This window comes from Fibrobacter sp. UBA4297, from assembly GCF_002394865.1.
Lineage (GTDB): Bacteria > Fibrobacterota > Fibrobacteria > Fibrobacterales > Fibrobacteraceae > Fibrobacter.
The window spans coordinates 14914-29062 of sequence record NZ_DGUZ01000007.1 but is presented as its reverse complement, the minus strand read 5'-3'; the positions used below and the strand labels follow the sequence as shown (position 1 = coordinate 29062).

Sequence of the window (14149 nt, the reverse complement as noted above, 5' to 3'; positions counted from 1 at the left end):
AATAACGCAAGGAAGGCGGATGTAATCCGCCTTAATATTTTATAAGGAAAACTATTCGAGCTTTACGCAGCGGACAGAGAGTCCTTCTTGTTTTATACTCCAATCACTCTCAGAAATACCATCATCGTTGGTAATCGAAATAAGCCCCACATACGCTTTTTCGCTAGCCTTCTCTGTCGGGAAAAACCAAAATGCATATTCATTCAAATTTTCAAATTTTTTTTCTTCAGACCTATACCCCGCACCAACAAGGGAGAAACCTGTAGTATTGTAGCCGTTAAAGCGGTATCCAGAACGCAGTCCTGCAACACCATGTTCTTCATTACCTTCAGAAAACCTTACGATTCTATAATCATTATACGTAAACAAGCGCCAACCTTCAGGGCATATTCCTTGGTGATTTTTCTGAATTAAATCAGCACAACTTTCGGTATTACAGCGGCTCGGCAGTTGCATCATCTCCGCCCACTGGTAAAGTCCGCCAAATTCATCACATTTTGTAGTATCGTTATTATAGCAGTAGCGTTCTATTTCAGAATCGTCATTCTGCTCGTTTTCACCAAGAACCATCTTACCAATATTTAAATTTTCTGCCATTACGGTTATCGTTGATGTTGTAAGATTGGTATCTCTGCCAGTAATTGTGATATAATAATAGCTACGTCCATTACGAGGATCAACAAAAGTCTTATAACGATTTTCACCAATACGCCAATCCGCAGCAAGTGCATGCGAATGATCAAACGGAACATACTCGCTACTGCTAGACTCTTTTTTACTTGAACTCGATGCAGGAGCGACAGAAGATGACGAGACAATCTTTTGGCTAGAACTAGACTCAACTTTTTTGCTAGAAGAGGATTGCTTACTGCTACTGCTCAGAGCAACGGAAGAAGAAGAAACAGTCTTGACAGAAGATGAGGAAGAAGTAGCCTTCGCCGATGACGAAGAGGAAACCTTCGAGGAACTGCTACTTGTCATGCCGGACTCCGTTCCGGCATCGCCTTTTTTACTGCTACTTGAAGGGCGATTCGCGCTTGAAGCGGGAATGACTGAAGAGGAAGAAGATGTCTTCGTCACACTTGATGAAGACTGCTTCTTGACCGAGGAAGAAGATTCATCCTTTTGAACGCTGCTGGAAGAATCTTTTTCTTCGCTATTGGGTGACGTACCGCTGTCGCCGCCACAAGCGATAAGGGCTATGGACAAGAAAAGAGCTAGCAGAGATTGCTTCGCAATGCTCGCAATGACGCTATTCATTCCAAATTTTCTCATTCTGTACTCCTTTTTCAGCAGCAAGCGCAAAACAAGCACATGCCGCAGACCTCTTCCATATACCCAATAAATATTAGAAATTTATTATTAACCACCTCAAGAGGTCCTAAGACCATAGGCCACAGAACCCGTTTGAGGTGTAAGAATTAACCCTTATTGACTTCAGGGATACCGATTTCGATTTTTCCGTACTTGGTTTCGTATGCCTTGAGGGTTGCACCAAGCATAATCGCAAGGCGTTTTGCTGTAAACGGAGTCATCACCACGCGTTCAGCAAGGTCAACATCGACCTTTTCCTGATTCATTTTCCAAGCGCGGTTTACGCCCAAGAGCACCATAACTTCTTCACGACCGGCAACAACATTAGTCGCATTAACATAAAGGCTATTCATGTTCGAGTCGTTCCATACGACTTCTGGTTCGTTAGAAACAACTTTTTTTTCTTCGGACATTTTAATCTCCAAATTTTAATACATTACAACTCGTTTATGTAAGTCGCTTACAGTCAACAAATTACGTTATTTTAAAACTACAAAATTCCTTCATTTTTGCGAAATTTCGTTTAAAATAAGCAATATTGCCAACTTTTTCACGCTTCACACAAACAATAGAATATAGTATAAATTATCAAAAATCAAGTACAGACAAGACAAATAACTTATTACAATTAACATACATATGCAATTTTCAAACAATTTCTCATTACTTTTTTCTTACCGAACAACATTTTCCTTGACAACAGAATAATCCTATTCTATTTTCGCCTCGTTTTAGGACAAAAGAAATCTTGGAGAATACAATCAAATTATTCACACAAATTCAACATTCACCATACAAAATATTATCTTTCACAACAAGCACTTTATCATGAAAGCACTTCTAACCATTTTATCAATCTTTTTCATTGCAGCCTGTTCCGACGTTGACATAGGCGGTTATACAGAATCAATTCTAAAGCAAGCAGGCCCATCCAACGCCAGCGTATCTCAGGGAAATAAAAATCCGCAATCACTGAAAAAACAAGTTTCCACATTAGGTGAAGACTTTTCCGACTTAAGCGAAGACGAGCTGAGGGACAAGCTAATGAACACCAACCCGTGGACATTGGCTTTAGCAAGAAATGGTGCAGATCCAGAATCTAGCAGTAGCACGAGCGACGGGAGTAGCAGTAGTGGAAGTTTATTAGATGGAGCATTGGATTTGCCTCATAATCCACAAGATGGTGATATAATACCATATGAATGGCAGATGATAGCACCATCATTTACCGAATCGTCAACTCATAAATACGGATTTGATAGAGATCCCGAAGGCAAAGACTCTATTATTTACATATCCGGCGAAATAGGAGAAAGCATTTCTTTCATCCCTCATTTAGCAGATGAACTATACGATGATTATTTTTTGTTAGCAGAGAATGATCGAAAAAATTATGGTTTGCTCAGTGGAAAGGCGGCTGACATAGAAATCACATCAGACAAATCTGGTGGAGAATACACTCTTTATGGATGTATTACAAAAGGTAAAAAACACACTTGCATAAATCAGCATAATAAAAAACCTAATTTATTACGTATTAATGTAAAACCATACAACATGATTACAAAAAATGTTCTTTATGTAGAATATAATGGCGAGAACCTTTCTTGTGCTGACGAAAAAATAAAAATTTTAGAACAAATCCAAGACGAACAACAAAACAACGGCTGCGATTACAACAAATGCAAAAATACATTTACAAGATGTTGCATGGAAAAATACCTAAATAAAGTATTCAACCAAGCAGTTGTTAACATTAACCTTATTTGGGAAAGAGCATGTCGATACAATCAAACAAAAGCCTTAAAAACTTTTATAGATATGAATGATCGTGAAAAATATGCAAATAACAAAGTGAAAAGTCCATATGCTTCGCTACTAGAATCAGCAATAGTTATCCTTGAAAAAGAACTTGCTAAAACAACAAACGAAACTTTAAAAGAAAAATCTGCATATTGGAATGTTATATTCGCAATAAATAAAATTGAAAAACGTTGGAAACTTGAAGCGTGTAACAAAAATAAAAAAAATGAAAACAACCCAGAAAAGCTTTATGATTTGTCCTATTGTTCAGGATTTTACCCACAAACAGAACCCAAAGGAGTGCAATTTTTCTTAGAAGACGAATGTAAAGGAACAGAAGAAGAAATTGCTATCAAAGTAAAGCAGAGCCGAGAGAATGGAGATATCAAGCACCATTATTATATTGACAAAGACAACGGTGTTTTTAATTCGTGCCATGTGTTAAAATTAAAAGATGGTTATACAATAATTCCTCCTGGCGGACCAAGTGAACGAACACTAGCATCAAGTGTCTCGTTCACTCCTATAGGAGAAAGTCCTTTCGCAGGATTTTTACCAAAAGCAAGTATCATCTTCGTTTCTAGAAAAGCTGATTCGTCAAGTTATTTCACTACAGCTCATGAATTAGGACATTCATTGGGTCTAACTGATGTACATGAGTCTAAAATTTTTAAAGTTATACAAAAAGACGATAGTGATAATCCTCAAAAAAGTTTTATAAATTTTGATACAAAAAATGATAATGAACTAGACTTCAAGAAATATCAAAACTACTATGCAAGTTCCGAGACAAATTTAATGTCATGGGTAACTCGAGGCGGAAGCGGAACAAGACTAAGATATAGGCCAGTACCGATAGCCTGTACTGGAGGCACACGATTTTTCGAAGAAAAAGAACTAAATGAAGAAGGCAAATATGATTATAAAGGAATGTTTGGAGGAATAGAACGACTAACTGGAGGGAATGAGCCCAACCAATGGGAATGTATTCGCGGTGAATGTTTTAACGAAAATGCTTTAGATAAATACGCAACAAACGAAAGAAAAGAATACTTCGATTCAGAAGGTTTATTAGGAACTACAGGTAAATGCAGGGAAACAGACACAGGTGAGAATCCCAAAATACAAATTACAGATAAAAATAATTTCAACGAAATGAATAATAAGAGTATTGAAAAAATTACTATTAAAGTATTAGATGGTAAACCATAAAATTAAGGATTTATAATGAAGAAACTTCTTATTCTAACAGCAGCATGCTTTGCTTTATCAAATGCGCAGCAATACAAAATATACGACATGAACGGCAAAAATCTCGGGACTTACAATGGAGAAGTAAGCAAGCAAACTCTAATTCTCTTTGCTAAAAATAATCATGGTTCTGTTTTAGTAAAAAAAAACAATTCAAAAGAAAATAAATTCTATAGTACTAAAACATTAAAAAACCTAACATTAGCCCAAATCAACCAAGCAACGCAAAACATAGAGTTAAGTTACGATTCTCTGAATGAAGAAAAATGGATTGAAGTTGAAAAGAACGAAATCGTCAAAATCTGCCAATCAAATCGGGTTTTCGCCTGGGAAACTTCGTTAAATTCAAGGATTATTAACGATTCATGCCTAGCATTTCAAGCACCAACGCTTAACGGCGTCGAATCTATTAGTGTTTATTTATCAGATTCAAATTCTGCGCAAAAAATTAATCTAGCTGTAGGCATGAAATATTTAAATTTCAAGAATGAAGAAGTCTTGTTAGGATATAATAGTTATGATGAAGAATCCCTAAAATTAAGCAGAAATTGCGTAACAGAAAAGGGAACTATAGATTGCACGCCACAAAATGAAGATCCGGAAAGGATTGTTAAGGTAACCGGAACATATTTAGTCGATAAATACCCCATAACAAATTGTGAATTTATTCAAGCTACATGGGATAACATACCGAATAAATCTCCACATTTAAATCTATCAATAAAAAATCGACATGATGAATGGATATCAAGAAAAAAAAATAGTATACATAACGGAAAATGCGACGTTCATGACACAGCTGCAAGCACAGTCACGCTATATCAAGCAATAAAATACGCAAATGCACGCAGCAACCGTGAAGGACTAAAGCCCTATTATACATTTGCACAAACAAGTACAAACAAAGAAGACATTCAGCCTAACGGTTATGTCATCCTAGGTCTAGATTTTGAATGGCCCAGCATAAGCAACGATGAAGGCTTCATCCAAGTTTCAGAAGACCATTCATCTAACGGTTATAGACTCCCATATTATGATGAATGGATGATGTTGGCTCGCGGAGGAAGTAAAGAGGTTGTATCACCTTGGGGAGACCCATCGAAAGACACGACTTTAACACTAGACGATATGATGAAATATGGCACATTCACAACAACAAAACCACATAGCGAAAAAGAAATTCACCATTCTGAACCAGTAGGACAAAAACAACCCAATGGATATGGTCTATACGACATGTTCGGTTTAGTTGGAGAACACGTCCTTATGAAGTATGAAATTTGGTCTAATTTTTACAACCCTTCATGTAGAAAAGGTGGTGAATATCGAGTCAAATTAGAAGATGACGATTATTCTCTAAGTACCTATTGGAAACATATTAGTTTTGGACATTTTCGAGCTGGCCATTGGGGGGCTTTTGATGGTTTCCGCCTAATCCGCAATATTGGCAACGACGCCAAATGGGAAAACATAGAATCAGGAACAAAGTAAAAACACATTTCTGAACATTATCAAGGGTTTGTTCAATGAATCCATTCCTTTTTCATTTTATAAAATCAAAGACATATAATTCATCATTTCTATTTCTGTTATCTTTGACAGCTAGTGCATCTTTTGCCGTAGATATTCCACATTCGGATTGGAAATATACCCCATTCAACGAATTAGTAGCAAGCACAAACCATTCAGATAATTCAACTTTTCAGAATAATCAAAAAAATTCAGACTATATAGTTATCGCAGATACTATCGACATCTCCGACAAATCTATGATTTTAGGAGATGTTTTCACCACAAGATTCCAATTGGGCGCAGACTCCAAGATTTACGGCAATGTTGACGTGTCAAACGGATGCTCATTACGAGCAAAATCTCACATTACTGGCGATTTACGCTACGGCGTCCCCTGCAATTCAGAAACCGGCGCGACAGCGGCATCGACAAAACAAGTCGCCCTGAAAAAACCGTCCGTAGCCTCCCCCGCCATCGTATTCGGCGATTCAGCAAAGGCCGTAAGCATCAGCAAATCCGAAACGCTCCCGCCAGGCGAATACGGCACACTTAACGCCAAAAAACGAGCCAAGATAAAATTCTCTTCCGGTTCATATAAATTCCAAAGTATCCACACGGATCCTAACGTCCAGTTATCCTTCGATCTGACAGCCGGCCCCATTACAATCGATGTCGCGAGCGATGTTCATTTCGGCAACAAATGCCAATTCGCTATAAACGGAGGGAATCCGAGCGAAATCACATGGAACATCGCCGGAAAATCCATCAAAATGGGCACCGACGGGCTTTATTTCGGCACAATCGTTGCCCCGAATGCGTCCGTCAGCATAGAATTGCGTTCTCACTTGGTCGGTAGCGTTTACGCAAACAAGCTTACTGTTGCTCCAAAATCGACCATTTCACGAGAACCCCGTGCAGAAGAAATCTCGCACAACGAAGAACATTTCGGTCCATTCTTCGAGCCCAATACATACCGTTACCGCTCCGTGCTACCGACAACAGCAAAATCTGTTGAAATGTACGTTTATGCCAAGGATGCCAAGGTAAAAATCAACGGAAAAGAATCGGCAAAGATTGATCTCGGCGCATCTTCGGTGACAGTAAACATCGAAATTTCCCGCGATAAGATTACGGGATTCCCTAACGAAGCGTTCCGCAGCAATTACACAATCAACTTCGAGAAAAACGATAATTACCGCATTTATTGGGACCCGCAATCGCCATGTTCGCAAGGCTGCGACGGAGCAACGGCAGCAACGGCAACCGGCGATTTCGCCACAGTTCTCGAAATGGCACAAAAGACAGGCCGCGAAATCAACATCGTTCGCGGAACATGGAACGTAGCTGACAATTATAGCGACGGAGTTGTTCCTTGGAAAGTAGGTTTTGAGTTAGTCGGCTATACAGGCGATATTTGGCAATTAAAATCCGAAAACGACATGCCGCTCATTGAACTTGGCAAATCCGCCCACATCGAAATCGAAGGCCGTTCGCCACGCAGCTTAACAGGCTTGCGAATCGCAAACGGATTCAACAAAACAAATGGCGGTGCAATTTTCGCCCAAAGCCAAAAACTTACGATAAAGAACGCCATCATTTCCGATGCTAAATCAAACGCCGAGGGAGGCGCGATTTACACAAGCGACTCATTGTATCTTGAAAACATCCGATTCTCAGGGAACTCAGCCCTTGGCGATGGCGGTGCCGTTGCAAGCAATGGCGAAGTAAAAATGCAAAACATCGTTTACACGGGCAATAAATCAGCAAAAAACGGCGGCGCAGTAAAACTCGCCGGTAGCGGAGCATACATAGGCAATGCAATTTTCCACGATAACCGAACTGTTATAAAAGGCGGTGCAATAATCAACGAAGCCAACAGGCTCGACATATGGAACTCCACGTTTTTCGCCAACATCGCAAAAGCAGTGAATCCAGCCATTGGCGGTAAAGCAAACGGCACCATCGGCAACAGCATTTTCTGGAAAAACTTCACCCCAAGTTGCGAACCCGGCAAATGCGCCAACGAAGTTATCGAAGGATTCACAGCCACTCACTCATCATTTTCAAGACCATATGGCGGCAACCACAATTATACAGGCGACCCGAAATTCATGGACGAGAAGAATCCCGCAGGAAGCAACAAATTCATGGGTTATGACGCTGGCATAAACCTTTCCTTCGATTCACCTTTACGTAAAGCAGGCAAAAAAGATGACAAAATGCCCAAAGCAGATGTCATGGGTAGTGAACGCGATGAAACAGAACTTGCTTTGGGAGCATACGGGATACTGAACTTGGCAGCAACGGACTTTTTCATTGGCGAACTTGATGAAAATAACAAAGTAGTTCCTGCAAGCCCGATGATACCACTGATGGATACAATACCAACAGCATGGTTCAGATCATACCTTGCATATAGCAAATTAGCAAGAGTCATCAAGGTCAAGGTTATGAAGCACCCAATGACCAAGGTGGATTCAGCCAAAGTGCAATTCACACTCATGAAAAAAGACAAGACATCTTACGGATTTAAACCTGTAGATATCATGTTCTACAGAAACGGCGAAGAAGACGGCAAGTATGTATTCCAAACAATGATTGATTCTTTAGGTAAAGCCATTCTATTTTCGAAAACAGAAGAAGACATCGGAAATTACGAAGACGCCGTTATACTTTGCATAAAAGACGGATCAGATCGATTTAACTACAAGATATTAGAACATTAAAGGTGCAACATGAAAAAGCTACTTGTTATTTTATCCATCATATTTATCGAAGCTTGTTCCGATGGCGATATCGGGGGGTATACGGAATCTATTATAAAAGGAGCAAAAGCTTCAGAAGCTTATTCCGCACATGCACAAGATAAGCCAGCCACACTAAACAAGTACGTATCGCCACTAGACGAAGATCTTTCTGGCTTAGACGAAGAGGAACTGAGAGAAAAGCTGATGAATAGCTATCCGAGACCAAAGGCAGAAGGAAATCCTGAACCGGAATCAAGTAGTAGCGACCGCATATTGGTTAACGAATATGACATGCCGCTTAATCCATACGATGGCGAAGTAAAACCTTTTAAATGGAAAGAGTCAACGCCTTATTTTACGGAAGCTCCCAATTATAAATATGGATTTGATCAAGATCCCACAGGAAAAGACCCTTATGTCTATATTTCCGTAAAAGAAGACGATAACGTTTCAATTCAACTTCATTTTACGAAGGACGCATATGATGGTTTTTGTTTAGTCCATCAAAATGAGGACAAATCCTATGATTATGCAAAAATTCTGACAAATAGCAAAACGCATATAATTTATTCCGAAGAATTAAAAAAAATGAAAGAATTCAAGTTAATTGGAGCTAAAGGACATCATGCAATGTTATGTCCAAAATTGAAAGAACCCATTAAAACAGTAAGCATTTTACCTTACAAGATGATTACAAAACATATAAAATATATAGAATTTAATGGTGAGAAATGTACAACATCTTCAACCACACCAGAACAATCAACCATATGTGAGAATCACGATAATGAAACTTATTATCAAACAAATTGCAAAGACAAATTTACAAAATGTTGCACCGAACATTATTTCAATAAAATTTTTGGTCAAGCCGTAGTCAATGTTGATATTCAAAACACTTCTGAATGCAAATACATCAAGCATCTATCTCAGAAATCTACATCCTACATATCGGAAAATGGTTTATTAAATCTTTATATGACAACACCATCTAAAATAAGTCTCCTTTATAAGGAATTAATATATGTAGCCAAATTAGAAAACGAACAAACTGGGATAAAAACAATTACGGAAGAGGGACCAAATAAAGGAAAAAAAGAAATTTCTTTTGATGAACCAAGTTGGCATACAGTATTCGCAATAAATAAAGTTCGAAAAAAATGGGAATTGTGGAAATGCGCACATTATGCACAAAAGCACAAATCTACAGATTTTTTAAATTACTGTCCTGGATTAAACCCTGAAAAAGATCCTCCAAATACAAAATATTTTTTCCAATTAGGTTCACAAAAGGCTGTTTCTGCAGAAATAGTACTTGCAAAATACTGGGAAAATGGCCAATATACATATGGTTACAAGCTCTATGTAGATAAAGATGAAAAGCTAATCAATTTCGACGATATTAAAGACAAGAATAAAGAGGCGTATTTATATACAGAAGATGCCAATCCATCTATTTTTTTGAGCAATGCAGTTCAAATTGAAGATAATCCGAAATTATGGTTTACAACAGAAGCCTTAAGTCATCCACTTTATGGAGAAAAAAACGAAATGTATGAACAATATTTGCCTTATGGAAGTATTATTTTCTCACCAAGAAGAAATGGGATAGAAACCTACTATTTGCTAATGCATGAATTAGGGCACTCATTTGGGCTCACTGATGTAGTTCTAACCGACATTTATGAAATCAAAGAGGAACCTTTATCAAGTTCTTCATCAACAACATCTAGCAATTCGTCAACAAGAACATATCCTAACAGATACGGTAGTTATGAAACAAACCTAATGGCATGGCTAGATCCATCAGGGAAAAAATTAAGATATAGGCCGATTCCTGTCGTATGTACAGCAGGGCAGCACGTTTATACACAAAAAAGAACCGAAAATGAAAAAAATTATGTTGACGGAAATATGTATGGATATATAGAATTACCTATTAAGTATAGTGACGATGCTAAAAAATATGACAAAGACAAAGAACACCTTGGATATGAAAAAAATCAGTGGGAATGTATTCGAAATTGTTTTATAGACAATGAGTTTTCGACTCCTGAACGAAGAATTTATTGGTATGAAGAAGGAACTACACCAAGACCAAATCCAACTACATTTACTGATATAGACTATTGCAATGGAAACATCAAAGAACTTAGAAGTTATGGTGGCAAAAATATATACATGAGTGAAAACGAATTCAAAACTGACACATCTGAATACTGGAATAGGGTTATTTTAAATAGATCGTCAAGTAGTTCTACAAGTAATTAAAGGATTTTAAAAATGAAAAAAATATTATTTTTATTAATCACATGTTTCTCGATGTCTAATGCTTATCAATATATTGTATATGATATGAATGGTAAAAACAGAGGAACATTCAATGGAGTCGTAAACAAGCAAACTCTAGTCAAATTAGCCAGAGAGAACCATGGTTCCGTATTAGTTAAAAAAAATATTTCGAAAAATAACGACCTAATAAAAAATCGGAATAAAAAAAATTTTGACTTAGCCTTAATAAAACAAAGTCCAAGGAACTTTGTTTTGAACATAGACTCATTAAATTCAGAAACTTGGCTTGAAATCGAAAAAAACGAAATCGTCAAAATCTGCATTGACAATCCAGTTCTCGCATGGGAAACTTCATTAAATTCAAGTATTTTTAATGATTCTTGCCTTGCATTCCAAGCACCAATACTTGTAGGCGTTGAAAAAATAAAAGTATTCTTCCCTGAGCCCAATGTTTCCCATAATATCAATTTAGCCGTCGGGATGAAGTTTCTCAATTTAAAAAATGAAGAAGTTGTATTAGGATATAACGAAGAAAGCGAAAATTTTTATAGGAAAGTAGGCTTTCCAAGATATTATGATATGGAAAGATTTGCAACTGTTAAAGGAACATTTTTGGTTGATAAATATCCTGTAACAAACTGTGATTATCTGCAAATGATGTGGGACAGCATACCAAGAGAAGCAACACTTGATGCTCCATTTATACAAGAAGTTCATAAAGACTGGATTTCGAGAAAAAAAAACATCATACACAATGAAGAATGTGAAGTTCACGACACTGCAGCCCCCCAAATTTCGCTCTATCAAGCAATGAAATACGCAAACGCACGCAGTATCCGCGATGGATTAAAACCATATTATTACTTTTCGAAAGCCGAAGCAAAATTTGAAAGTATTATACCGAATGGCTACATCATCGTTTATTGGGATTTCAAAGATATAAATAGCAGACATTTAAAAGTCTCTATTGACAAAACATCAGATGGCTACAGGCTTCCATATTTAGATGAATGGATGATGTTCGCTCGTGGAGGAGATAAAAAAAACAAAGCTCCTTGGGGAGATCCTGCAACAGTCTCATTAGAAGAAGCATCGAAATATGCCATATTTACAACAGACTTAAAATCCGATAACGAAACTGAACCTGTAGGGCAATTGCGTCCTAATGGATATGGACTTTATGACATATTCGGATTGGTTGAAGAACGCGTTTTACTGAAAGGAATACTTTTTGGCAATTTTGGATTTCCAAGTTGTCTAAAAGGAGGTGTATATACAATAAAGGATACAGTTGGAGAATTCAGTTCAGCTCGCCCATATTGGAGAGAACTCAATTATGGATATTTTGGAACAGGAACATCCGGTCTTTCAGGTTTTCGATTAATTAGAAACATTGGCAATAACGCTTCAGTAGAAAACATCAAATATAAGGTTGAAGACTACTGGTTTGATTAGAAACATCGGCAACAACGCCAAGTGGACCGAAGTCAAATCCAATTCAAACGAATAACCCTTTTATACTACTATCACCGCACAAAATGAGGCCCATAGGCCTCATTTTTTTGCATCATCCGAGATCTTTCGATTTCGCCCTTGCGGGCTACACTCAAGATGACATTATTGCGTACAATCAGCAAAAATGACAAATAACAGATTTCACCAAACCCCGCATTACTTTACTTTTTTCTTACCGCACAAAATATCCTTGACAAGTGATTAATCCAATTCTATTTTGGCTCCGTTTTGGGATAAAATAGCCGTGGAGGTACATGATGAGCATATCTCGTTCATTCATCAACAACCATTTATTCTTATTCTTCTCGTCCTGCGTTATTTTAGGATGTTCTGTAACCGATTCTACAGATAGCGCTTATTCTAAATGGGATTTTTCGGGCTCTGTCGTTGATGCTACAGACAACAAGGGTCTCAACAAGGCTACTATAACATACCAAGACGCATCCGGCAATATCACCGAAACGGAGACCGATAAGAACGGCTATTTTTATATTGAAGAGCTCCCCTACGGCACTCGTTCATTCACATTCAGCTACAAAAAAATATCCGGAAAAGACACGCTTTACTATTCTCCCAAATCGGTAAGCATAACCTCTACAAGCGAATCCTCGCACATGGAAGGGGTTGTCGCCGGCAATTCGTCTATCGTGCGCCTGTCGCCGATAAATGCCTCGTTCAAGGGTGAATTGTACATCTACGACGAAGATGCAGACAAAAAAATACCGGTTTCTGGCGCCAAATTGAACATAATTCACCAGAATGCTGATTTTATCAACATTTTCCCCGAAAGTTTCTCTTCAAAAACCGATTCCACCGGAAAATTTACGTTTAAAAAGATTCCTGCCGATACCGGTTTTATTCTACAAGTAAGCCCTTATACCCATAATAACTTACGCTACACCGCAAACGATATTGTTCTACCCAAACTTAAATCTAATTTTGAAATTGACTTAGGCCGATACATTCTCAATCAAGACACAATAATCAAGCCAAAGACCCCGATTAAGGCATCCAACGTCATGGACATCAACATGAACGGCTATAACGGGATTTCTACATTGGCAACGCCTTACTATGTTTTCAGCGAAAGCATTACCGATAAAAATTTATCCGTATCTGTAAAGGCGGACACAGCAACATTCTATGTAAAGCCAACTCTTTCTGGCGACACGCTGTTTTTAAAGCACGACCTCGCCTTCCCTGCCGAGACAAAGATTCTCGTCAACATAACGGCTTACAAGAAAAAGTCCGGAAACCGCATAGCTCTTGAACTTGCTGGCGATTCCGCATTCACAACCGATCGTGGATTGTACGCGGTTACAAGCAACGCATGGCCGAGCAACAAAAATTTCAAGTCTACGTTCGGGACAAAAGATACCATCTGGGTAAAGTTCAGCGAAAAACTCGACGAAAATACAGAACGTATCCAATGGAGTTATGTCAACGGAATGGCCCGTTCCATTTACGCAAACGGCTACTATGCCAACGCAAAATCCTGGATTAAGCAAGATACGTTGTTCGTCCAGATGTTAGAAAAGATTCTCGATTCCCGAGTCCAGGGCGACTCTGTAGGCATGAACGTGACCGTTTACGCCAAGAACGAGATGTACCTTAAAGGCTTTACGCTCCGCACAGAACTCAAGGTACCGCCAACATCATCGTCTAGCGCAGCATCTTCTTCAAGCACCGCAGTTTCCAGTTCTTCTGCCAAATAA

At 38.3% G+C, this 14149-nt stretch carries 8 protein-coding genes; 6 read left to right on the top strand and 2 right to left on the bottom strand.

The window, feature by feature from the left end:
- Nucleotides 1-51 precede the first annotated feature (51 nt).
- Both B3A20_RS02695 and B3A20_RS02690 read right to left on the bottom strand, forming a co-directional pair.
- Nucleotides 52-1275 (bottom strand): FISUMP domain-containing protein, encoded by a 1224-nt coding sequence (locus B3A20_RS02695; protein ID WP_290761554.1) that lies wholly within the window; start codon nucleotides 1273-1275, stop codon nucleotides 52-54.
- Nucleotides 1276-1421: 146 nt separating this feature from the next.
- On the bottom strand, nucleotides 1422-1727 hold the full coding sequence (locus B3A20_RS02690; RefSeq protein WP_290761552.1) for a DUF3467 domain-containing protein: 306 nt from the start codon (nucleotides 1725-1727) through the stop codon (nucleotides 1422-1424).
- Between the two features lie 415 nt (nucleotides 1728-2142).
- On the opposite strand from B3A20_RS02690, the gene B3A20_RS02685 reads away from it, so the two are divergent.
- The 6 genes from B3A20_RS02685 (at nucleotide 2143) to B3A20_RS02660 (ending at nucleotide 14149) form a co-directional block, all read left to right on the top strand.
- Nucleotides 2143-4329, top strand: coding sequence for a hypothetical protein (locus B3A20_RS02685; RefSeq protein ID WP_290761550.1), 2187 nt, complete (start codon nucleotides 2143-2145; stop codon nucleotides 4327-4329).
- A gap of 15 nt (nucleotides 4330-4344) precedes the next feature.
- Nucleotides 4345-5859 (top strand): formylglycine-generating enzyme family protein, encoded by a 1515-nt coding sequence (locus B3A20_RS02680; RefSeq protein ID WP_290761548.1) that lies wholly within the window; start codon nucleotides 4345-4347, stop codon nucleotides 5857-5859.
- Between the two features lie 278 nt (nucleotides 5860-6137).
- Nucleotides 6138-8606 (top strand): hypothetical protein, encoded by a 2469-nt coding sequence (locus tag B3A20_RS02675; protein ID WP_290761546.1) that lies wholly within the window; start codon nucleotides 6138-6140, stop codon nucleotides 8604-8606.
- A 9-nt stretch (nucleotides 8607-8615) separates the two neighbouring features.
- Entirely contained in the window at nucleotides 8616-10898 is a 2283-nt protein-coding gene (locus tag B3A20_RS02670) for a hypothetical protein (RefSeq protein WP_290761544.1), read from the top strand.
- A 12-nt stretch (nucleotides 10899-10910) separates the two neighbouring features.
- A complete protein-coding gene (locus tag B3A20_RS02665) occupies nucleotides 10911-12374 on the top strand; it encodes an SUMF1/EgtB/PvdO family nonheme iron enzyme (RefSeq protein ID WP_290761542.1) in 1464 nt (487 codons plus the stop codon).
- Between the two features lie 314 nt (nucleotides 12375-12688).
- Entirely contained in the window at nucleotides 12689-14149 is a 1461-nt protein-coding gene (locus tag B3A20_RS02660) for an MSCRAMM family protein (RefSeq protein ID WP_290761539.1), read from the top strand.